General features: G+C 68.7%; 23 protein-coding genes and 1 pseudogene. 16 read left to right on the forward strand and 8 right to left on the reverse strand.

What is annotated here, in order from left to right; all coding sequences use genetic code 11:
- Positions 1-68 precede the first annotated feature (68 nt).
- Positions 69-1,202, forward strand: coding sequence for a glycoside hydrolase family 76 protein (locus KXD97_RS10465; protein ID WP_260756676.1), 1,134 nt, complete (start codon positions 69-71; stop codon positions 1,200-1,202).
- Positions 1,189-3,051 (forward strand): Na+/H+ antiporter NhaA, encoded by a 1,863-nt coding sequence (gene nhaA, locus KXD97_RS10470; RefSeq protein WP_396884970.1) that lies wholly within the window; start codon positions 1,189-1,191, stop codon positions 3,049-3,051. The genes KXD97_RS10465 and nhaA overlap by 14 nt, the downstream gene beginning before the upstream one ends.
- Here nhaA and KXD97_RS10475 read toward each other — a convergent pair.
- On the reverse strand, positions 3,048-3,698 hold the full coding sequence (locus KXD97_RS10475) for a VTT domain-containing protein (RefSeq protein ID WP_260757909.1): 651 nt from the start codon (positions 3,696-3,698) through the stop codon (positions 3,048-3,050). The genes nhaA and KXD97_RS10475 overlap by 4 nt on opposite strands.
- An 88-nt stretch (positions 3,699-3,786) precedes the next feature.
- Between KXD97_RS10475 and KXD97_RS10480 the strand changes: the two genes are divergently transcribed.
- The gene (locus KXD97_RS10480) at positions 3,787-4,800 is read left to right on the forward strand and encodes an alcohol dehydrogenase catalytic domain-containing protein (RefSeq protein ID WP_260756678.1); all 1,014 of its coding nucleotides are present in this window, start codon (positions 3,787-3,789) and stop codon (positions 4,798-4,800) included.
- Positions 4,801-4,874: 74 nt separating this feature from the next.
- Positions 4,875-5,912 (forward strand): class II fructose-bisphosphate aldolase, encoded by a 1,038-nt coding sequence (gene fbaA, locus KXD97_RS10485; RefSeq protein ID WP_260756679.1) that lies wholly within the window; start codon positions 4,875-4,877, stop codon positions 5,910-5,912.
- 15 nt (positions 5,913-5,927) lie between these two features.
- Here the strand turns inward: fbaA and KXD97_RS10490 are convergent, their stop codons facing one another.
- Positions 5,928-6,638: a DUF4878 domain-containing protein gene (locus KXD97_RS10490; protein ID WP_260756681.1), complete on the reverse strand. Its 711-nt coding sequence runs from the start codon at positions 6,636-6,638 to the stop codon at positions 5,928-5,930.
- Positions 6,639-6,699: 61 nt separating this feature from the next.
- On the opposite strand from KXD97_RS10490, the gene KXD97_RS10495 reads away from it, so the two are divergent.
- The gene (locus tag KXD97_RS10495) at positions 6,700-7,116 is read left to right on the forward strand and encodes a DUF3151 domain-containing protein (RefSeq protein ID WP_260756682.1); all 417 of its coding nucleotides are present in this window, start codon (positions 6,700-6,702) and stop codon (positions 7,114-7,116) included.
- On the opposite strand, the gene KXD97_RS10500 is transcribed toward KXD97_RS10495, so the two are convergent.
- The 3 genes from KXD97_RS10500 to KXD97_RS10510 are packed head-to-tail and all read right to left on the reverse strand — an operon-like array spanning position 7,113 to position 9,415.
- Positions 7,113-8,012, reverse strand: coding sequence for a cation diffusion facilitator family transporter (locus KXD97_RS10500; protein WP_260756683.1), 900 nt, complete (start codon positions 8,010-8,012; stop codon positions 7,113-7,115). The two genes, KXD97_RS10495 and KXD97_RS10500, sit on opposite strands and share 4 nt — an antisense overlap.
- A 40-nt stretch (positions 8,013-8,052) precedes the next feature.
- A complete protein-coding gene (locus tag KXD97_RS10505; RefSeq protein WP_260756685.1) occupies positions 8,053-8,805 on the reverse strand; it encodes a site-2 protease family protein in 753 nt (250 codons plus the stop codon).
- 10 nt (positions 8,806-8,815) lie between these two features.
- The gene (locus tag KXD97_RS10510; protein ID WP_260756687.1) at positions 8,816-9,415 is read right to left on the reverse strand and encodes a peptidase M50; all 600 of its coding nucleotides are present in this window, start codon (positions 9,413-9,415) and stop codon (positions 8,816-8,818) included.
- A 92-nt stretch (positions 9,416-9,507) separates the two neighbouring features.
- Between KXD97_RS10510 and KXD97_RS10515 the strand changes: the two genes are divergently transcribed.
- From KXD97_RS10515 to KXD97_RS10530, 4 genes are read left to right on the forward strand one after another with little or no spacing between them, the layout of a single operon-like run.
- Positions 9,508-10,803 (forward strand): adenylosuccinate synthase, encoded by a 1,296-nt coding sequence (locus KXD97_RS10515; protein WP_260756688.1) that lies wholly within the window; start codon positions 9,508-9,510, stop codon positions 10,801-10,803.
- Positions 10,803-11,450, forward strand: a complete 648-nt coding sequence (locus KXD97_RS10520) for a PaaI family thioesterase (RefSeq protein WP_260756689.1) — start codon at positions 10,803-10,805, stop codon at positions 11,448-11,450. The genes KXD97_RS10515 and KXD97_RS10520 overlap by 1 nt, the downstream gene beginning before the upstream one ends.
- A gap of 27 nt (positions 11,451-11,477) precedes the next feature.
- Positions 11,478-12,569 (forward strand): diguanylate cyclase, encoded by a 1,092-nt coding sequence (locus KXD97_RS10525; RefSeq protein WP_260756690.1) that lies wholly within the window; start codon positions 11,478-11,480, stop codon positions 12,567-12,569.
- A 4-nt stretch (positions 12,570-12,573) separates the two neighbouring features.
- Positions 12,574-13,227, forward strand: coding sequence for a hypothetical protein (locus KXD97_RS10530; RefSeq protein ID WP_260756691.1), 654 nt, complete (start codon positions 12,574-12,576; stop codon positions 13,225-13,227).
- Here the strand turns inward: KXD97_RS10530 and KXD97_RS10535 are convergent.
- Genes KXD97_RS10535 through KXD97_RS10545 form a run of 3 tightly spaced genes read right to left on the reverse strand, consistent with a single transcriptional unit; the run spans position 13,184 to position 16,682 of the window.
- Entirely contained in the window at positions 13,184-13,387 is a 204-nt protein-coding gene (locus tag KXD97_RS10535) for a ferredoxin (RefSeq protein WP_260756692.1), read from the reverse strand. The two genes, KXD97_RS10530 and KXD97_RS10535, sit on opposite strands and share 44 nt — an antisense overlap.
- Positions 13,388-13,394: 7 nt before the next feature.
- Entirely contained in the window at positions 13,395-14,636 is a 1,242-nt protein-coding gene (locus KXD97_RS10540) for a cytochrome P450 (RefSeq protein WP_260756693.1), read from the reverse strand.
- A 9-nt stretch (positions 14,637-14,645) separates the two neighbouring features.
- Positions 14,646-16,682 carry an MMPL family transporter gene (locus tag KXD97_RS10545; RefSeq protein WP_260756694.1) on the reverse strand — a complete coding sequence of 679 codons (2,037 nt, stop codon included), beginning with the start codon at positions 16,680-16,682 and terminating at the stop codon, positions 14,646-14,648.
- Positions 16,683-16,744: 62 nt separating this feature from the next.
- Between KXD97_RS10545 and KXD97_RS10550 the strand changes: the two genes are divergently transcribed.
- From KXD97_RS10550 to KXD97_RS10580, 7 genes and pseudogenes are all read left to right on the forward strand, one after another.
- Positions 16,745-17,260 carry a MarR family winged helix-turn-helix transcriptional regulator gene (locus KXD97_RS10550; RefSeq protein WP_260756695.1) on the forward strand — a complete coding sequence of 172 codons (516 nt, stop codon included), beginning with the start codon at positions 16,745-16,747 and terminating at the stop codon, positions 17,258-17,260.
- Entirely contained in the window at positions 17,257-18,384 is a 1,128-nt protein-coding gene (gene purT / locus KXD97_RS10555) for a formate-dependent phosphoribosylglycinamide formyltransferase (RefSeq protein WP_260756696.1), read from the forward strand. Before KXD97_RS10550 ends, purT begins: the two co-directional genes overlap by 4 nt.
- On the forward strand, positions 18,381-18,836 hold the full coding sequence (locus tag KXD97_RS10560) for a lumazine-binding protein (protein WP_260756698.1): 456 nt from the start codon (positions 18,381-18,383) through the stop codon (positions 18,834-18,836). The genes purT and KXD97_RS10560 overlap by 4 nt, the downstream gene beginning before the upstream one ends.
- Before the next feature lie 19 nt (positions 18,837-18,855).
- Positions 18,856-19,269 (forward strand): rhodanese-like domain-containing protein, encoded by a 414-nt coding sequence (locus tag KXD97_RS10565; protein WP_260756699.1) that lies wholly within the window; start codon positions 18,856-18,858, stop codon positions 19,267-19,269.
- Positions 19,266-20,477, forward strand: a complete 1,212-nt coding sequence (locus KXD97_RS10570) for an O-succinylhomoserine sulfhydrylase (RefSeq protein ID WP_260756700.1) — start codon at positions 19,266-19,268, stop codon at positions 20,475-20,477. Before KXD97_RS10565 ends, KXD97_RS10570 begins: the two co-directional genes overlap by 4 nt.
- Positions 20,478-20,882, forward strand: coding sequence for a hypothetical protein (locus KXD97_RS10575; protein ID WP_260756701.1), 405 nt, complete (start codon positions 20,478-20,480; stop codon positions 20,880-20,882).
- 46 nt (positions 20,883-20,928) lie between these two features.
- A pseudogene (locus tag KXD97_RS10580) lies at positions 20,929-21,802 on the forward strand (IS5 family transposase).
- The last annotated feature ends 62 nt before the right edge of the window (positions 21,803-21,864 follow it).

The following is a 21,864-nucleotide window of genomic DNA, read 5'->3' on the forward strand; positions in this document are numbered from 1 at the left end:
AACACTAGCTCATGTGAGACATATTTGTCTCATAGCTTGCGCGGCTTCGGTGAGGCAGGATCGACGGCATGGATCAGTTGTGGGCCAACCGCGCTGCCAGTGCCGAAGCCGCGATCACGACGCGCCACCTCAGACGCCTGTGGGGGCTGCCGGGCACCCAGCTCGGGGTGGTCGCGTGGCCCCCCGCGGCACAGCACCGCCGGTTCGGCACCTGGCACTACTGGTGGCAGGCGCACCTGCTGGACAACCTGGTCGACGCGCAGGTCCGCGACCCCAAACCGGAACGACTGACCGCGATCAACCGTCAGATCCGCGGGCACCGGCTGCGCAACCTGGGCCGGTGGACCAATGATTACTACGACGACATGGCCTGGCTGGCGCTGGCCCTCGAACGGGCCGGGAGGCTGACCGGGGTGGGCCGGCCGAAGGCGCTGGACAAGCTCGCCGATCAGTTCCTGACCGCGTGGGTGCCTGAGGACGGCGGCGGCATCCCGTGGCGCAAGCAGGACCAGTTCTTCAACGCGCCCGCCAACGGGCCGGCGGCGATCTTCCTCGCCCGGCACCTCTCCTCTCTGGGCGAACCTCTGCGTCGTGCCCAGCAGATGGCCGACTGGATGGACGAGACCCTGATCGACCCGGACACCCACCTGGTGTTCGACGGCATCAAGGCGGGTTCGCTGGTGCGCGCCCAGTACACCTATTGCCAGGGCGTGGTGCTGGGCGCCGAGACCGAACTGGCGGTGCGCACCAGCGACCCGCGGCACGCCGAACGGGTGCGCCGGCTGGTGGCCGCGGTGGCCGAGCACATGGCGCCGGGCGGGGTGATCAAGGGCGCCGGGGGTGGGGACGGCGGACTGTTCGACGGCATCCTCGCGCGATACCTGGCCTTGGTGGCGACCGCGCTGCCCGGCGACTCCGACGCAGACGTCGAGGCCCGTAAGACGGCGGGCGACATCGTGGTCACGTCGGCGCGGGCGGTGTGGGACAACCGGCAAACCGGCAAGGCCACCGAGAACCTGCCGTTGTTCGGGGCGTTCTGGGATCGCCCGGCGGAGCTGCCCACCGCGGGCGGCGGGGACGCGCAGTTCGTGGAGGGGGCGGTCAATTCGTCGGAGATCCCCGAGCGGGATCTGTCCGTGCAACTGTCGGGATGGATGGTTCTGGAAGCCGCGCATGTTGTGACCGCAGGTGACAGTGACTGAACCGGCCGCACAGCGCGGGTTCCCGCTGCTGCCCTCGCGGCTCAACCGTGGCAGCCGGGCCACCAGGACCACCGACAACACCGCCGCAGCCTTGATGCTGGCATTCACCGTCCTGGCGATCCTGTGGGCGAATTCGCCGTGGGCCGACAGCTACCGGGCGCTGCTGGACACCGAGATCGGTCTCGGTTTCGGTGATCACCACGTCGAGATGTCGGTCAAGCACATCGTCAACGACGCGCTGATGACGTTCTTCTTCTTCATCGTCGGGCTGGAGGTGACGCGGGAATTCACCATCGGCGAGCTCACCGACCGGTCCCGCGCCGCGGTGCCGGTGATCGCCGCCGCGGCCGGGCTGATCCTGCCCGCCGTGGTGTTTCTGGCATTCAACCCGTCCGGGGAGAACGCCCACGCCTGGGGTGTGGTGATCTCCACCGACACGGCGTTCCTGGTCGGTGCGCTGGCGATCATCAAACCGATGTTCCCGGCCCGGGTCCGGCTGTTCCTACTCACCCTCGCCGTCGTCGACGACGTCGGCGCGCTGATCGTGATCGCGGTGTTCTACTCCGACAGCATCCAGGTCGGACCGCTGCTGGTGGCGCTGGGGCTGCTCGTCGCGCTCGCCGCGGTGCGCTACCTTCCGGCCGCGCGGGGTCCGGCATACGCCGTCCTCGGCGTGGCGCTGTGGATCGCGTTGTTCCTGGCCGGTATCCATCCCACCCTGGCCGGTGTCGCCGTCGCGGTGCTGATCCCGGTGTTCACTCCTGAACGCCGCCCCGTCGAGCGGGCCGTCGAGCAGATCCGGGCGTTCCGGCAGTCACCGAACTCCCAGTACGCGCGCGCGGCCAGCCGCTCTTTGCGCGACGCCATCTCGATCAACGAGCGGATGCAGACCGCGGTCGGCCCGGCGGTGTCGTTCGTGATCCTGCCGCTGTTCGCGCTCGTCAACGCCGGTGTGGTGCTTAATAGGGAGAGCCTGACCACCGCGCTGCGCTCGCCACTGACCTGGGGCATCGTCGCCGGCCTGGTGCTGGGCAAGTTCGTCGGGATCACCGGCGCCACCTGGCTGGTGCAGCGCAGCGGACTGGGTCAGCTGGCGCCCGGCCTGACCCTGCGCCGGATCGCCGGCGGTGCAGCGCTGTCGGGGATCGGCTTCACGATCTCGCTGTTCATCGTCGACATCGCGATCGCCGATCCCGGACGCCAGGATCAGGCCCGGATCGGGGTGCTGGCGGCCTCGGTCATCGCGTTCGTGTTCGGGTGGGCCATCTTCCGGATCACCGACGCGCTGAGCCCACCGGAGCCGGTCGGGCTGAAACTGCTGCGCCCGGTCGATCCCGAGCGCGACCACGTCCGGGGCCGGCCCGACGCGCCGCTGACGCTGGTCGAATACGGCGACTTCGAGTGCCCGTTCTGCAGCCGGGCCACCGGCATGATCGACGAGGTGCGCGCCCACTTCGGCGACGACCTGCTGTACGTGTGGCGGCACTTCCCGCTCGAGCGCGCGCATCCGCGTGCGTTCGACGCCGCCCGGGCCAGTGAGGCGGCCGCGCTGCAGGGCAGGTTCTGGGAGATGGCCCGGGAACTGTTCGCCCATCAGGACGACCTGGAATGGTCGGACATGTATCGCTACGCGGTCGCGGCCGGCTGCGACATCGAACAGTTCGACCAGGATGTCCGGGTGCACTCGTCGAAGGTGCTGCACCGGGTGGAGGACGACGCCGAGGACGCCGACGAGATGGATCTGAGCGCCACCCCGACGTTTTTCGTCAACGGGTTACGGCACAAGGGGCCGTGGGACGCGGCGAGCCTGATCCGGGCACTCGAACAGTCGCGCGTCGCACGCTCCTAGGGCGTGGGCTCGGAGGTGGGGTCGCCGTTCCTGTTGCGGGACCGCCTGCGCGTCACCTCGAGCACGATCGGGACGATCGAGAGCACCACGATGGCGATGACGATGAAGTCGACGTTGTCGCGGATGAACGTGATCTGGCCCAGCAGGTAGCCCAGCAGGGTCAGCCCCGAGCCCCACACGATGCCGCCGGTCACGTTCCACATCAGGAATGTGCGGTAACGCATGTCGGCGGCGCCGGCCACCAGGGGGGCGTAGGTGCGCACGATCGGCACGAAGCGAGCCAGGAAGATCGTCACCGGCCCGTACTTCTCGAAGAACTCGTGGGCCTCGTCGAGATAGCGCTGTTTGAAGACCCGCGCGTCTTCCTTGAACAGGCGCGTGCCGCCCTGCTTGCCGATGTTGAAGCCCACCTGGTCCCCGAGGATCGCCGCGATCGGGATGGTGACCAACAGCACCCACAGTGGCGCGAACGGCGGAATCTCCTCCGAGCCGCCCGCCGCCACCAGTCCGGCGGTGAAGAGCAGCGAGTCACCCGGCAGCAGCGGGAAGAGCAGGCCCGACTCGACGAAGACGACGAGCAGCAGTCCGGCCAGTGTCCAGGTTCCGAACGAGTTGAGCAGGTTGACCGGCTCCAGGAAACCCGGCATCAGGGCGAGAGTGTCGACGACCACGGCTCCCTAGGTTACCGGCGTGTGATCGCGCCCCCGAATCACCGCGTTCGACTTAATGTCGGTTATGCCCACTCACAAGGCGGTTCAGGTCCCGTCCGTCAATGAAGCGTTCGCCGTCGTCGAGGTCGAGTCCCAGCCTCCGCCGCCGGGGCACGTCCGCATCTCGGTGGCGGCGTGCGGGGTGTGCGGCACCGACCGGGAGTTCCGCGCCGGCCACTTCCCGGGACTGCAGTGGCCGGTCACGCTGGGGCACGAGGTCGCGGGCACCGTGGCCGAGGTGGGCGACGGGGTGCAGGACTTCGCCGCCGGCGACCGGGTCGCCGTCGGCTGGTTCGGCGGCAACTGCAACCGCTGCGTGCCGTGCCGCAAGGGCTTGTTCATGCAGTGCGAGCGCTTGCAGGTGCCGAGCTGGCACTACCCGGGCGGCTACGCGGAGTCGATGACGGCGCCGGTGACCGCGCTCGCCCGGATCCCGGACGGGTTGTCCTTCGTCGAGGCCGCTCCGATGGGCTGCGCCGGCGTGACGACCTTCAACGGTCTGCGACACACCCGCGCCAAGGCCGGTGACCTGGTGGCCGTCCTCGGGGTCGGAGGCCTGGGACATCTCGGGGTGCAGTGGTCGCGGGCGATGGGTTTCGAGACCGTCGCTATCGCCCGCGGCGCCGGGAAGGCCGAGGAGGCCACCCGACTCGGCGCCCACCACTACATCGACTCCACCGCCCAGGACGTCGCCGCCGAACTCACCCGGCTGGGCCGAGCGGCCGTGGTGTTGGCCACCGCGAACAACGCCGACGCGATGGCCGCGACCGTCGGCGGTCTGGGGCCGGCCGGCGAACTCGTGGTCGTCGGCGTCACCGCCGAGAACCTGCCGATCAGCCCCCTCGATCTGATCAACGACGGGCGTTCGGTGACCGGGCACCCGTCGGGCACGTCGCGTGACGTCGAGGAAACGCTGGACTTCGCGCTGCTGTCCGGGGTGCGCGCGAAGGTGGAGGAGGTGCCGCTGGACAGGGCGGCGGAGGCTTATGAGGCGATGGACTCGGGCCGCGCCCGATACCGGATGGTTCTGACCGTGTGAGCGCTGCCGTTTCTTGAGATACTGCAGGAACCCCGGCTCCAGCCCCATCGCCGGCCCCGGTCGAAAGGAACGCCATGCCCATCGCCACGCCCGAGGTCTACGCCGAGATGTTGGACCGCGCCAAGGAACACTCGTTCGCCTTCCCGGCCATCAACTGTGTCGGCTCGGAGAGCATCAACGCAGCGATCAAGGGATTCGCCGACGCCGGTTCGGACGGCATCATCCAGTTCTCCACCGGCGGTGCGGAATTCGCGTCCGGTCTGGGTGTCAAAGACATGGTCACCGGAGCGGTGGCGCTGGCGGAGTTCGCGCATGTGATCGCCGAGAAGTACCCGATCACCGTCGCGCTGCACACCGATCACTGTCCGAAGGACAAGCTGGACACGTACGTCCGTCCGCTGCTGGCGATCTCGGCCGAACGGGTGAGCAGGGGGGAGAACCCGCTGTTCCAGTCGCACATGTGGGACGGCTCGGCGGTGCCGATCGACGAGAACCTGGCGATCGCCCAGGAACTGCTCAAGCAGGCCGCCGCGGCGAAGATCGTGATCGAGATCGAGATCGGGGTCGTCGGCGGCGAGGAGGACGGGGTCGAAGCCGAGATCAACGAAAAGCTGTACACCACGCCCGAGGACTTCGAGAAGACCGTCGAGGCGCTCGGCGCCGGGGAGCACGGCAGGTATCTGCTCGCCGCGACGTTCGGCAACGTGCACGGCGTGTACAAGCCGGGCAACGTGGTGCTCAAGCCCGAGGTGCTCGCCGAGGGGCAGCGGGTGGCATCGGCCAAGCTTGGTCTGCCGGAGGGTTCCAAACCGTTCGACTTCGTGTTTCACGGCGGTTCCGGCTCATTGAAGTCCGAGATCGAGGACTCGCTGCGCTATGGCGTGGTCAAGATGAACGTCGACACCGACACCCAGTACGCGTTCACCCGCCCGATCGCCGGACACATGTTCACCAACTACGACGGGGTACTGAAAATCGACGGCGAGGTGGGCAACAAGAAGGTTTACGACCCGCGCAGCTACCTCAAGAAGGCCGAGGCGTCGATGAGCGATCGCGTGGTGGAGGCGTGCAACGACCTACACAGCGCGGGCCGGAGCGTGTCGGCGGGTTAGCGCCCGGCCGGCGGCTCAGGTGGGGGCCTGGCAGATCTTCCACTCGTCGTCGCGGAACTGCAGGTCGAAGCTGCGAGTGGAGCGGGTCTGCGGTGCGTAGGCCATGAACGTGGTCACATTGGCCTCGGCGTGGTCGCCGTTGATGACGATCTGGTCGATGCTGGCGACGACGGGGTAGCGGCCGGCGTCGGCCACCCGCCGGTGCGTGTCGGCCCACTTCTTGTCGTCCAGGTTGTTGTAGGCCTCGGCGGTGCTGCCGCAGGTGATGCTGCGCAGCGTCGCGAGATCACCCTTCTCGATCGCGGCGTCATAGCTCTGGATGGCCGAGCGGACTCTGTCCTCCTGCGACACCCCCGGCTCCGAACCGCGCGTGAGCAGCAGGGTTCCCAGGATCGCGACGGCGGCCAGCGCCGCGATCACCAGCACGATGGCGATCACCCAGCCCCACCTGCGCTTCTTCTGCGGCGGCTTCGGCGCGTCGCCGCGTGGTGGAATCATCTGTGGCGCAGCAGGTTTGGGTGCCGCGAACTGTTCGGTGACCGGTTCGTTGGGCCGGTTGATGATCGTGGTGGAACCGGCGTCGAATCCCGAGGGAGCGGTGAACCGCCGCTCGCCGGACTGGTCGGGGTCTTCGCTGCGCGGATCAGCGGGGGCGAACACCTCGGTCTCGGCGTCAGCGGACGTGAGATCCGGGTCCGAATTGTCAGGCCGTCCTGCGTTCGACATATTGCGGAAGCTTAGCCATCCGCGGTGACGCCCGCGCGCGCCCGCACGGCACAATGGGCCCATGACTCGGATGGGTGACCTCCTCGGACCGGATCCTGTGCTGTTGCCCGGCGACCCCGCCGCCGAAGCCGAACTCGACGCGGCGGAGAACCCCGCCATCGTCGCCGCGGCGCATCCGGCGGCGTCGATCGCGTGGGCGGTGCTCGCCGAGCAGGCGCTCGCCGACGAGCAGGCCGTCGCCGCGTACGCCTACGCCCGCACCGGTTACCACCGCGGCCTGGACGCGCTGCGCCGCAACGGCTGGAAGGGCTTCGGACCGGTGCCGTTCGCCCACGAGCCCAATCAGGGCTTCCTGCGCTGCGTGGCGGCGCTGGCCCGCGCCGCCCAGGCGATCGGGGAGCTGCCCGAGTATCAGCGCTGCCTGGATCTGCTCGACGACTGCGATCCGGCGGCCCGCGCCGAACTCGGGCTGAGCTAGCAGTTCTGGCTCTCGCACTCGCAGTCCGCGGCGGTGTCCGGCGGCTCGATCTGCACGGTGGAGTGTTCGAGCCCGCGCGCGGCCAGCACGGCACGCGCGTCGTCGAGGATCCGCGCCGAGTCTCGGACGCTGGTCAGATGCGCGGTCACCATGTCCTTACCCGGCACCAGCGTCCACACGTGCAGGTCGTGCACCTCGGTGACCCCGTCCACGGCGCACAGTGCCTCACGTAGCTCGTCGACGTCGATGTGGCTGGGGGAGGACTCCGACAGGATGCGCAGCGCCGACCTGGCCAGGGAGATGGCCCGGGGCAGCACCCAGAGCGCCACGAGCACCGCGACCACGACGTCGGCGTAGGGCCACCCGGTGGTGACGACGACGATGCCGGCGATCAGCACCCCGATGCTGCCGAGGGTGTCGGCGACGACCTCCATGTAGGCGCCCTTGACCGCGAGGCTCTCCTTGGAGTGCGAGCGCAGCAGCAGCATCACGACCGCGTTGGCCATCAGCCCGGCCAACGCGACCACGATCATCGGGACGCCGGGGACGTCGGGCGCGTCGCCGAGCCGCTCGAAGGCCTCGTACAGGATGAACCCGGCCACCCCGAGCAGCAGCGCCGCATTCGCGACCGCGGTGAACACCTCGGCGCGGTGCCAGCCGTAGGTCCGCGACGGTGACGTGCTGCCGCGCCTGGCGAGCAGTACGGCGGTCAGTCCCATGAACATCGCGACGAGGTCGGTGAGCATGTGCCCGGCGTCGGCCAGCAGCGCGATCGAGTTGATGGCCAGCGCCGTGCCCAGCTCCACGAAGAAAAACACCGACAGGATCGCGGCCCCGAGGACCATGCGCGACACCTTGGTGTCACCGGCGTGGCTGTGATCGTGTCCGGCGCCCATAAGCTGAAATATATGCGCAAAGCCGCATATGTGACAAGGGTCAGACCCAGGCCGACCAGAACCGGGTCAGCTGACCGCCGATGGCCGACAGCGTGGGCGGTACCCCGGACAGGTCGAACAGCCAGTACACCGCCCCGAAGAACCACTGGTTGAGCGGCGGCGCGATCAGCAGGATCAGCAGCAGGAAGAACCCCCACTGCTTGGCCGGCAGCAGCGCGCGCCGGGTGTCCGGGCTCAGATGCGGTTCCAACGCGCCGTAGCCGTCGAGCCCCGGGATCGGCAGCATGTTCAGCAGCAGCGCGGTGACCTGCAGAAATCCGAGGAACGCGACCCCGGCCCAGAACACCGAGTGCCCGGAGTCGTACAGCAGCCGGGTCAGTCCGAGCAGCAGCACCGCGAAGATCAGGTTGACCGCCGGCCCGGCCAGGCTCACCACGGTCTTCTGCCGGTCGGTCATGTGCCCGGTCTGCACGTACACCGCGCCGCCGGGCAGTCCGATGCCCCCGAGGGCGATGAACAGCACCGGCAGACCGAGCGACAACAGCGGGTGGGAATACTTCAACGGGTTCAGCGTGAGGTAGCCGCGCGTGGCGACGTCGCGGTCGCCGAACCGGTAGGCGGAGTAGGCGTGGCCGAACTCGTGCAGGCACAGCGTCACGAGCCAGCCGGAGATCACGAACACGAACACCGCGACGTAGGACAGCGGCCGGATCTGCCCCTCGGTGGTCCATGCCAGCGCCCCGCCGGCAGCGGTGACCGCGACCAGTGCGAGGAAAACCGGGCTCGGGCGCACCCGGTCGAGCCTAGGCGCGCCCGACCCGCAGCCAGCCCTCGGTATGGCGGTAGAACGTCGACCGGCGGACCGGCCGCTGTGCGGCCTCGCCGTCGCGGATCACCACCGCGCCCGTGGTCCCGAGCTGCGCAGCGCGCCCGCTGATCCAGCGCGCACGGCGCAGCCGTCCCGGCACCACGCGGGCGCGCAGACCCGGCATCGCCGCGGTCGGCTCGACGCGTACAGCGGGCACCTCCCCGTCGAAGAGCCGTGCGTCATCCACGACGGCCTCACCGCGCAGGGTGGCCTGCCCGTCCGGGGGTAGCCACAGCGCTGCCCCGGTGATCACGGTGCCCGTCTCGTCGCGGATCAGCGGCACCCGGTGAGCGGTCGCGGTCCGGGCGCGCCGGGCCTGCCACGGGCGCCGCACGTGGGCGACCTCGACGTCGAGCCGGTCGGCGCGAAGCAGCCGGGTCAGGACGGCGGACAGGTCCCGGTGGGATCCGACCACGATCAGGCGCCGGTAGCCCGTCACCTCCTCGAAGTCGGGCTCGATGACCGCGAGATGGCGGAGCGACCTGGGAAGACGGTGCCTGTCCGAGCGCACGACTGCGACTAATGACAGGTCCAACGCATTCCTTGAGATAGGGTGGGTCACCGGCTGCACACTGTATCGAGCGCAGCTCGAGCGTGAAAAACCAGCGGAAGACGCGAAGGACTGCGATGCCGGCAATCGTCCTCATCGGCGCCCAGTGGGGCGACGAGGGCAAAGGTAAAGCCACCGACCTCCTGGGTGGACGGGTCCAGTGGGTGGTGCGCTACCAGGGCGGCAACAACGCCGGTCACACTGTGGTGCTGCCGACTGGCGAGAACTTCGCCCTACACCTGATCCCCTCGGGGATTCTGACGCGGGGCGTGACGAACGTGATCGGCAACGGAGTGGTCGTCGACCCGGGGGTGCTGCTCACCGAGCTCAAGGGCCTGGAGGATCGCGGCGTCGACACCGAGCGGCTGCTGATCTCGGCCGACGCGAACCTGCTGATGCCGTACCACGTCGCGATCGACAAGGTCGTGGAGCGCTACGCCGGCAACAAGAAGATCGGCACCACCGGCCGGGGAATCGGCCCGTGCTACCAGGACAAGATCGCACGCATCGGCATCCGCGTCGCCGACGTGCTCGACCCGACGCTGTTGGCCGAAAAGATCGAGGGCGCACTCGAATTCAAGAACCAGGTGCTGGTCAAGATCTACAACCGCAAGGCGTTGGAGCCGGCCGAGGTCGTGGAGAACCTGCTGGAGCAGGCCGAGGGTTTCAAGCACCGCATCGCCGACGCCAGGCTGCTGCTCAACCAGGCGCTCGAACGCGACGAGATCGTGCTGCTGGAAGGTTCGCAGGGCACGCTGCTCGACGTCGACCACGGCACGTATCCGTATGTCACATCGTCGAATCCGACCGCCGGCGGCGCATCCGTCGGATCCGGTATCGGGCCTACCCAGATCACCACGGTGCTGGGAATCCTGAAGGCCTACACCACGCGCGTCGGTTCGGGTCCGTTCCCCACCGAACTGTTCGACGAGCACGGCGCCTACCTGGCCAAGACCGGCGGTGAGGTCGGTGTGACCACCGGCCGGGCCCGCCGCTGCGGCTGGTTCGATGCGGTGATCGCGCGGTACGCGACCCGAGTCAACGGCATCACCGACTACTTCCTCACCAAGCTCGACGTGTTGTCCAGCCTGGAGACGGTGCCGATCTGCGTCGGCTACACCGTGAACGGCAAGCGCACCGACGAGATGCCGATGACCCAGAGCGACTTCGCCCGCGCCGAGCCGATCTACGAAGAGCTGCCCGGCTGGTGGGAGGACATCTCCGGCGCGCGCGAGTTCGAGGATCTGCCCGCCAAGGCGCGTGACTACGTGTTGCGGCTCGAAGAGCTTGCCGGAGCCTATGTTTCGTGCATCGGTGTCGGTCCGGGACGCGACCAGACGATCGTGCGGCGCGACGTCTTGGCGCCGCGTTGATGTCAGCCGACTACGGGTTGGATCCGCGCCGCACCGATCCGGAGTACAACAAGCACGGCGGCTTCCCGGTGTTCGAAGCCGCCCGGCCCGGCCCCGGCTTCGGGCGTTTCCTCGCCGCGATGCGGCGCGCCCAGGACCTGGCCGTGTCGACGAACCCGGACCCGGACACCTGGGACGATGCCGCGGACCGGGTCGAGGAACTGGTGAAACTGCTTGAGCCCTACCGTGCCGGTGAAGGCGTCGGCCCGGCCAACCGGGTGCCGGCCCTGCCGGGCGCGGGCAGCCTGCTGATGCCGCCGTGGACGGTGACCAAGTTCGAGGCCGACGGCGTCGAGTTGGAGGTCACCTTCAGCCGCTACCACGTGGGCGGCAACTCCGCCGTGCACGGCGGAGTGTTGCCGCTGCTGTTCGATTCGATGTTCGGCATGGTGATCCACGCGACCGGCCGCCCGATCAGCCGCACCGCATTTCTGCACGTGGACTACCGCAGGGTCACCCCGATCGACACCGTGCTGACCGCGCGGGGCTGGCTGCGGGAAGCCGAGGGGCGCAAAGCGTTCGTCAACGCCGAGCTGCTCGACGCCGACGGTAATGTGCTCGCCGAGTCGAACGGGCTGATGATCAGGCTCTTGCCCGGTCAGCCTTAAGCAGACGCCTCTGGGGGGAGGACAGCGATGGGGGTGCGGGAGTTTCTCCTCACCTGGTGGCGGCAACCTCACGAGTTCGACTGGACGGCAAGACATTTCCGTGCCCGCGGGGTGCTGCGGGTGCATCAGGTCTTCGTCGGCTGCTTCTCGTTGCTGTACGGCTTGACCGCAGTGCTGTCGGTGGTGTGGGCCTATTTCGACGGTGGCTCCGTGGCGGGCCGCGTCCTGGTGCTTGCCATCGCCGCCAGTTCGTGCGTGCTCGGTGTGCTGTGGATCTTCGGGCCCTGGCCCACCGAACGGCAGTCGGCCGCGTTCGCGGTGTACGCCGACATCGCGGTGGTCGCGGTGATGGCCTGCTATCACGACGCATTCACCGCGATGCCCGGTCTGGCGCTGCTGGCGGCCAACGGCATCTACATCGTCGTCGTGCACGGCCCCCGGGCGTTGCTGCTGCACCTGGGGTTCACCGCGGTGGTGTTCGCGGTCACCTACGGGCTCGCGATCGCCCAGGCCACGGCGCCGGTCTCGGTGATCACAGTGCGCCTGCTGGTGCTGATGCCGACGGTGATCGCGCTGCCGGTCATCGTCCAGTCCTACCTGCTGGCCCTGCGGATGGACGCGGTGGACTCGCTCCACGATCCGCTGACCCGGTTGTTCAACCGGCGCGGCCTGGACACTCACCTGGCCGAGGTGGTGGCCCCGGGCGGTACCCGGGTCGGCGTGCTGGCGGTGGACATCGACAAGTTCAAGGCGATCAACGACCGGTACGGCCACGACACCGGAGACCGGGTGCTGGTGGCGGTGGCCGACGCGGCGCGCGCCGCGGTGGCCGCCCTCGGCGTGCGGTCGGTCACCGCGCGCACCGGCGGTGAGGAGTTCGTCATCGTCGTCGACGGCGGACCGCAGACCGTCGCCGCCGTGGCCGCGCTGCTGCACGACACGGTGGCGCGCTGCGATGCCGCGCTGGTGCCGACCGTCAGCATCGGGGCGGCCACCGCCCAGATCGACGGCGACCTCGGCGGCGTGGTCCGCACGCTGATCGAGCGGGCCGACGCCGCGATGTACCGCGCCAAACACGCCGGAGGGAACCGTACCGTGATGGCCGCCGTGGCAGCATGATGCGATGACCCATCCGGCAGACCGGCACCTGCGCCGGCTCACCACCCCACGCGCTGCCGCGTTCGCCGGTGTCCTGTTCGCGCTGATGTTCGGAGCGGCCCTGGTGCTGATCCGCACCGAGCTGCCGGACGGCTCGGTGCACCGGCTGCGGATCGCCATCGTGTTGATGCCGTTCGCCGGCATCGCCTTTCTGTGGTTCCTCGGCGTGGTCCGCGACGGCGTCGGTGCGCTGGAGGACAAGTTCTTCTCGACGGTGTTCCTCGGCAGCGGTCTGCTGTTCCTGGCGATGATCTTCGCGTCGACAGCCGTAGGTGCGGGGCTGATCGCGACGAGGGAGTCCGCCGTGCCGGGTTCGCGCACCGAGGTCAACGCTTTCGGTCAGGCGCTTCTGCTCGCGCTGTCCGACACCTACGCGCTGCGGATGGCCGCGGTGTTCATGATCTCGCTGGCCACCATCTGGCTGCGCACCCGGCTGATGCCGACCTGGCTGGTTGTCGTGACTTACGTTGTGGCGCTGTGTGTCCTGATCGGCAGCGACGTCACCAAGTGGATGACGGTGAGTTTCCCGGTCTGGGTGCTGATCGTCAGTGTGCTGCTGCTGGTCCGTGCCGGCGTCATCGATCATCCAGACGCAGCGCGCTCGCCGGACAGAGTTTGACCGCTTCCCGGGCGCGCTCGGCCGCGTCGCCGCTGACCTCGTCGGTGAGGATGACCACGATCCCGTCGTCGTCCTGATCGAAGATGTCGCCGGCGACCATCACGCAGTTGCCCGCCTGAATGCAGAGCTCACGGTCGGCGTGAACCTTGCTCACCGTCATGTGATCCTCACTTCCAGGCGACCTGCAACGATTTCAGACCGTAGATGAAGTGGAACGACCGGAACTGCACATCGGCGAAGTCCTCGGCCGGCTCCAGCGTCGGGAAGCGGCGTAGCAAGGCCGGGAAGGCGATCTGCATCTCCATCCGGGCCAGCGGGGCGCCGAGGCAGTGATGCACGCCGTGCCCGAATGCCAGATGCCCCATCGCTCCCCGGCTGATGTCGAGATGATCTGGCGCGTCGATGAACTCGCTGTCCCGGTTACCCGAGGGCAGAGACGCGAAGACCAATTGCCCGGCCGGGATCTCCACGTCCGCGACGACGACGTCGGTGGTCGTGATGCGCGGGATCGAGGTGTGCACGATCGACAGCCAGCGCAGCAGTTCCTCCACCGCGGGCGCCACCGCGGCCGGGTCGTCGCGCACCGCGGCGAGCTGGTCGGGATGGCGCAGCAACGCAAGTGTGCCCAGCGCCAGCATGTTCGACGTGGTCTCGTGGCCGGCCAGCAGCAGCAGACCGGCGATGCCGATCAACTCGTCGTCGGTCAGTTCGCCGCCGTGTTGGCGCACCAGCATCCCGAGAATGTCGTCACCGGGCCGCGCCCGCGCGCCGGCGACGAGACTGTCCATGTAGGCACGTGCTTCGCGCGCCAGTTCCAGGCGCTCAGGGATCGGGATCGACAGATCGAGCTGGCGGGCGCTGCGGCGCTGGAAGGCGTCGCGGTCGGCGTAGGGCACCCCGAGCAGCTCGCAGATCACCAGGGACGGGATCGGCAGGGCGAAATGCTCGACCAGGTCGACTGCTCGTCTTCCTCCCGGCGTCCGGTGCGACTCGCCGGCCGCGCCCAGCGCGTCCAGCTGCGCGTCGACGATCTCCACGATGCGCGGCCGCAACCGCGTCATCCGGCGGTGGGTGAACTCGCCGGTGAGCATCCGGCGCAACCGTTGGTGCTCGGGCGGGTCGAGGCCGAGGAGGTTCCCGGCCCGGCTGCGGGCCTGTTCATCCTCGTCGATCGGGGGTGCACCGGGCAATACGAACCCGGGCGGGCGGCCGTTGGCGAACCGGACGTGATCCGATAGCACCGTTTTGATGTCCGCGTACCGGGTGACCAGGTACACCGTCATCCCGAACGCGTTGGTCACCGTCCGCACGCCCTCGGTCTCACGGATCTCGCGCAGCTGCGGCGTGGGATCGAACCCGTCGCGGCGCATGTGCACCGGAGGCAGCACGGGTTCGGTGGCCTGACTCATGTTTCGACGCTACCCGCCGGTGGTGGCCTCCCCGCGCAGCGCCGGCCACCAGATCCTCGGCCCTATCAACGTGAACAGCGCGGGGATGATCACCGTGCGCACGACGAAGGTGTCGAGCAGGATGCCGAGTCCGACGATGATGCCGACCTGGGTGAGCACGATCAGCGGCAGCACACCCAGCACGCAGAACACCGCGGCGAGCACGATGCCCGCGCTGGTGATCACCGCCCCGGTCGCCGAGACGGCCCGCACGATGCCGTCGCGGGTGCCGTGCTCGGGAGTCTCTTCCCGGGCCCGGGTGACCAGGAAGATCGTGTAGTCCACGCCGAGCGCCACCAGGAACAGGAATGCGAACAGCGGGGCGGTGTTGTCCAGCCCGGGGAAGCCGAACACATGCACGCTGGCCCAGCTGCCCAGGCCCAGCGCCGCCACCGAGCTGAGCACCGTGGCCGCGATCAGCACCAGCGGCGCCAGCGCCGCCCGCAGCAGTACGTACAGCACGATCAGCACCACCAGCAGGATCGCCGGAATCACCACCGCGCGGTCGTGGGCGGCCGCTGCGGCCGCGTCCCGGGCGGTGGCGTCCGAACCGCCGACCAGACCGTCGGGGTCCACCGCGTGGACCGAATCGCGCAGTGCGTCAACGGCGTCGAACGCCTCGTCGGTGGCCGGGGCGGCCTCCAGGACCACCGACCACTGACTGAGTCCGTCCGGGGAGCTGCCCGCGGGCACGACCGAGACGACGCCGGGGGTGTCGGTGATCGCACGCTGCACCTCGGCGGCGCGATCGGTCGACGCGATCACCCGGGCGGGGTCGGTCAGGCCGCTGGGGAAGTGGTCGGCCAGGGTCTCGAACCCGCTGACCGATTCGGCCTGCACCCGGAACTGTTCGGTCTGCGACAGGCCGACGGGGGTGCCGAACAGCCCGGTGCACAGCAGGGCCAGGGCGCCGATCGACACCACCGCGACCCGGGCGGGCCGGCGTGCGACCGCATCGGCGATCCGGTGCCAGACACCGCTGTCGGTCAGTGGCTGGGCTCCGACTTCAGGGATGAACGGCCAGAACAGTTTTCGGCCGAACACCCCTAGAGCAGGGGGCAGCACCAGCATCACGAAGACCGCGGCGATCACCAGGCCGGAGGCGGCCTGGACGCCGAGACTGCGGGTGCTCGGCGACGACGCCAGCAGCAGGGTCAGTAGCGCGAGCACCACGGTGGCGTTGCTGGCGATGATCGCCGGCCCGGCGCGGCGGACCGCGGTGCGCAGCGCGGTGTGATGAGACTCGTTGCGGCCGAGCTCTTCCCGATAACGGGAGATCAGCAGCAGCGCGTAGTTGGTGCCCGCGCCGAACACCAGCACGCTGGTGATGCCCGAGGTGGAACCGTCCGGGCTCATCCCCAGTGCGTCGGCCACCGACGCCCCGACGACCGCGGCGACCCGGTCAGCGAAACCGATGACCAGCAGCGGTACCAGCCACAGCACCGGCGAGCGGTAGGTGATGATCAGCAGCAGGGCCACCACGGTCGCGGTGACCGCCAGCAGCGTGAAGTTCGCGCCGGAGAACGAAGCGGCGATGTCGGCGCCGAACGCGGGTCCGCCCGTCACCTCGGCCTGCAGGTCGCCCGGCAGTCCGTCGGCCGCCGCGGACCGCAGCTCCTTGACCTTGTCGGTGAGCGCGAAGCCGGACAGATCGCCCGACAGCGGCACCGTCGCGACCGCGGCCTGGCCGTCGTCGGAGACCTGCGGCGGCGGGCCGACGGCGTCGCCGCCGGTAGCCGCGAGCATGCGGTCGCGCGCGGCGTTCACGGCGTCCAGGTCGGCCGGATCCAGCGGCGCGGAATCGGTGCGTGTCACTACCAGGATTGCGGGTACCTGATCTCCGCCCGGGAACGTTTCCCTGACGGCGTCGGCGCGTGCGGACTCCGCGTCGGCGGGTACCGCGACCGGCGATTGCGACCCGGAGTCTCCGCTGCCGAGCAGCCCCGTCAGGGCGCCGGAGGCAAGGACGATCAGGAGCGCGACCACCCACGAGTATCGACGGTTCATCAGATTAACATTTCAGAATATTAACAATTAATCAACTGAATTTTCCGGGTAGGGTGGGGGCCGTGCAGGATGTCGACCGGGTCGCGCTCGAGGCGTCGATCGCCGCCGATGTGCGGGCCATGACGGCGGAATCTGACCGGATAGGACACCGCTTCGCAGGTCTGCACGCGTTGACCGCCAACGATTTCCGGGCACTGCTCTACGTCACGGTCGCCGAGAACGCCGGCACGCCGCTGACGGCCGGCGAGCTCCGGGAGCGGATGGGCACCTCGGGGGCGGCCATCACCTACCTGGTGGAGCGGATGATCGCGTCGGGCCATCTGCTGCGGGATTCCGACCCTGCCGACCGGCGCAAGGTGATGCTGCGCGTCGCCCAGCCCGGCATGGAGGTCGCCCGCGAGTTCTTCACTCCGCTGGCCGAGCACACCCACCGGGCACTGTCCGACCTGCCGGACAGCGACCTGGCGGCCGCGCACAGGGTGTTCGCCGCCCTGACCGACGCGATGGGCACGTTCCGCGCGGCGCTCACGTCATGTTCTGATTCCGGCGACGCGTCTGGCAGGCTGGAAACTCGATGACTGACACGAGGTACGGCGAGACGGTGCTGCTGCTCGGCGTGGGCGCGCGCAGCAGTGAGCTCGCGCTGGCGTTCCGGCGGCTCGGCGCCGAGGTGGTCACCGCCACGGACCAACCAGACGCGGACGCGCTGACGGCGCTGATCGACGAGCACCGGCCCGGCCACGTGGTGCTCGACACGGCGACCGTGGGGACGGACGCGCTGCTGTCGATCGCCGAACGCGACGACGTCGAGGTGTTCCCCACGCCTCGGGCCGCCCGTCTGTCCCAGGACGGCGAGGGTCTGCGCAAGCTCGCCGCCGACGAACTCGGGCTGCCCACCGCGCCGTTCTGGTTCGCGGGATCGGTCGAGGAACTCACCGCGATCGCGGCGCACGCCGGATTCCCGATGGTGGTCAAACCGGTTGCCGCAGCACCGGGCGAGGGCGAGTCGGTGCTGCTGCGACCCGCCGACGTGGAGCCGGCCTGGAAGCGGGCGGTGGGCGGCGGCGCACCGAGCACGCAGCGCGTCCTGGCTGAGACGGTTGTCGAAGTCGACTTCGAGGTCACCCTGCTGACGGTGCGCACGACGGGGCCGGCCGGGCCCACAGTGCATTTCTGCGAGCCGATCGGACATCACCAGAGCGACGGCGATGCGCTGGAATCCTGGCAGCCACAGCAACTCTCGCCTGTCGCACTGGACTCGGCGAAGTCGATCGCCGCACGCATCGTCAACTCCCTCGGGGGCCGAGGGGTGTTCGCGGTCGAACTGCTGGTGCGTGGCGACGAGGTGTATTTCTCCGACGTCAGGCCGCGGCTGCAGGACAGCGGCCTGGTGACGCTGCGCTCGCAACGGCTGTCGCAGTTCGAACTGCACGCGCGCGCCATCCTCGGGCTTCCGGTCGACACCATCATGATCTCGCCGGGCGCGGTCGAGGTGGGCTACTCCGACGGAGAGGACAGGGACGTGTCCAGCGCCGAGATGCGCGCAGTGCTGGCCGATGCGCTCGCGGTCGCCGAAAGCGATGTCCGGGTGTTCGGCGGCGAGGCGCCCTGGCGCAGCTGGTCCACGGCGACCGCCCAGGACCCGATCGTGGCGCGCGATCGCGCCCGCCGCGTCGCGACCGCCGTGCGCAGGCTCCGGTGAGCGGCCGCGACGAGACCGACGGCACCGAGTCCAGCGGCTCGGCAGTCGCACCGTTCCTCGGGGCGCTGGCGATCATTACGGCCGTCGTGATCGGAATCTGGTTGTTCAACGTGTTCTCCGGCGACGGAATGACCGACGACCAGCAGATCGCGCGGGCCGCGTCCGGCCAGAATGACGCGCTGCAACGCGGCGACTACGCCGACTTCAAGGTGTTCACCTGCGCCGAGCAGCACGCCGCCGAGTCCAAAGTTCTTGATACACAACGTTCCTCGGTCCTACGGCGGGGTGAGCGGTTCGTCGACCGGGTGGCCGGCGTCGCAGTGGACGGCGACCGTGCCACCGCCGATATCACCTACTACTTCGACAAGGACAAGGACGCCAAGGAGACGGTCGAGATGACCTTCGTGCGCGAGGGCGGAAGCTGGAAGGTCTGTTCGACCGGTCCCAGCTAGCTGTGGGACACTCACGACCGTGAGCTATGCCGGAGACATCACGCCTGAACAGGCATGGTCGCTGCTGAGCGAGAACCCCGATGCGGTGCTGGTCGACGTCCGCACCGACGCCGAGTGGCGATTCGTCGGGGTGCCCGATCTGTCTTCGCTGCAGCGCGACGTGATCTACATCGAGTGGAATCGCACGGACGGCACCCGCAACGACGGTTTCGTCGACGACCTGGTCTCGGCGGGCCTCACCCCGGGCGAGCGTCCCGTGCTGTTCCTGTGCCGCTCCGGCAACCGCTCCATCGGGGCCGCAGAAGCTGCCACCGAGGCCGGCATCGGCCCGTCCTACAACATCCTGGACGGTTTCGAGGGCAACCTCGACGAGCACAAGCACCGCGGCGCCACCGGCTGGAAGGCTGTCGGGCTGCCGTGGGCCCAGTCATGAGCGACGGCGAATCCGTCCGGATCCCCGCTCCGCTTCCCGAGGGGGTCAGCCTGGACACCATCGGGGTGCGCGGCGGGCTGCTGCGGTCGGGCTTCGAGGAGACCGCCGAGGCGCTGTACCTGACTTCGGGCTACGTCTACGAGTCGGCCGCCGCCGCGGAGAAGGCGTTCACCGGCGAGATCGACCGCTTCGTGTACTCGCGCTACGGCAATCCGACGATCGCGATGTTCGAGGAGCGGCTGCGGCTGCTCGAGGGGGCCCCGGCGTGCTTCGCGACGGCGACCGGCATGTCGGCGGTGTTCACCGCGCTGGGGGCGCTGCTGGGCGCCGGCGACCGGCTGGTGGCCGCACGCAGCCTGTTCGGTTCGTGTTTCGTGGTGTGCAACGAGATCCTGCCGCGGTGGGGCGTCGAGACGGTGTTCGTCGACGGCGATGACCTCGAGCAGTGGGAACGGGCGTTGTCCGTCCCGACCCAAGCGGTGTTCTTCGAGACGCCGTCGAACCCGATGCAGTCGCTGGTCGACATCGCCGCGGTGTGCGATCTTGCGCACGCTTCAGGCGCGAAGGTGGTGTTGGACAACGTCTTCGCCACCCCGGTGCTGCAACGGGGCATGCCGTTGGGTGCCGATGTCGTCGTGTACTCGGGCACCAAGCACATCGACGGCCAGGGCCGTGTGCTGGGCGGGGCGATCCTCGGCGACGCCGAGTACATCGACGGGCCGGTGCAGAAGCTGATGCGTCACACGGGCCCGGCGCTGAGCCCGTTCAACGCCTGGACCCTGCTCAAGGGGCTGGAGACGCTGTCCCTGCGGGTGCAGCACCAGAATGCGTCGGCCCACCGCATCGCCGAGTTCCTCGAGCAGCATGCGGCGGTCAGCTGGGTGAAGTACCCGTTCCTGGAATCGCACCCGCAGTACGACCTGGCCAAGCGTCAGATGTCCGGCGGCGGAACGGTGATCACCTTCGAGCTGGTGGGCGGCAGCAAGGAGCGGGCCTTCGAGGTGCTCGACAAGCTACACATCATCGACATCTCCAACAACCTCGGCGACGCCAAGTCGTTGATCACCCACCCAGCCACGACGACGCACCGGGCCATGGGGCCGGAGGGGCGGGCGGCGATCGGCCTCGGCGACGGCGTGGTGCGGATCTCGGTCGGGCTGGAAGGCACCGAGGACCTCATCGCCGACCTGGACCGGGCGCTCGGGTAATTGTCCAGACGGTCGGATGCGAAGAAGGCCCGACGCAGGAAACGTCAGGCCGTCCGGGACCAGACCTGGCTTCCGGCGCGGGTCGCCGACGAACTCGAGATCGCCTCGGACCTTGAGGAATTCGATGCCAAGCTGACCGAGCGCGGCTGGGAGTTCTCGCTCGACGTCGAGGATGACACCGGCGCCGCCTGGTACTGGCCGGCCTCCGAAGCCGAGGTCCCAGACGAGAACGAGGCCGTCAACGTGACGGTGGTGCTGCTCACCCCCGACGACGGCGGCCAGATCGCGCACGTGGTGTTTGTCGGGACGGCCGAGGATTACCAGTTCAACCTCGACGAGCTGTTCGAGCACCTCGACACGATCGAGGCCTACAGGATGGGCGCACCCCTACCGGTCTTCGGCTAGGGCGTGTCTGCTTAATGTGAACGATGTTGTGCCTGATGCTGTTTAAGTGTTACGGACTGATGTGATTTCTGATGACTTGTGGTCGGTGATTGAGCCGGTACTGCCTTCGGGTCGACGGCGCGGGCGGCCGTGGAACGATCATCGGGTGACGCTGGAAGGAATTATCTGGCGTTACCGGACTGGATCTCCGTGGCGCGATCTGCCCGCGCAGTTCGGCGCCTGGCAGTCGGTGGCTGAACGTCACCTGCGGTGGTCCACCGACGGCACCTACGCGCAGATCTTCGCAGCGATCTCCCGTGACATCGATGTCGATGACGCTGACGCTGAGCTGGTCGAACTGCTGCTGGCGGTGGATTCGACCAGCGTGCGTGTACATCAGCATGCCGCTGGTGCCCGCCCTGGTCGCCACACAGGGGGATCTGTCGAATTACAACAAACACCCCGATGAGCCCGATGACCATGCCATCGGCCGTTCACGCGGCGGGCTGACAACGAAGATCCACGCGCTGGCCGATCAACGCTGCAGCGCGGTCACCATGGCACTGTCGCCGGGGCAAGCCGGCGACAACCCGATGCTGTGGCCACTGCTGACTGCCCATCAGGGCCCAAAGTTTCGGCTACTCGCCGATAAGGCGTACTCCCATGACTCGACCCGAGCCCGACTGCGCCAGCTCAAAATCGCCCACACCATTCCCGAGCGCAGCGACCAGATCGCCCGCCGAAAGAGCCGGGGAAGCAAAGGCGGACGGCCACCGGCGTTCTCCGGGCGAATCTATAAGCACCGCAACACCGTCGAGCGATCCTTCAACCGCTTCAAGCACTGGCGAGGTATCGCCACCCGATACGACAAATACGCGCTGAGCTACCTCGGGGGCGTCACCCTAGCTGCGATCATCATCTATCACCGCGTCCGCAATTAACAGACACTACCTAGATCTGATTGCCGAATTCCTCATCGCGGCTCGTGCCTCGCCGCTTGATC

The organism is Mycobacterium sp. SMC-8 (assembly GCF_025263565.1).
Taxonomy (GTDB): Bacteria; Actinomycetota; Actinomycetes; order Mycobacteriales; family Mycobacteriaceae; genus Mycobacterium.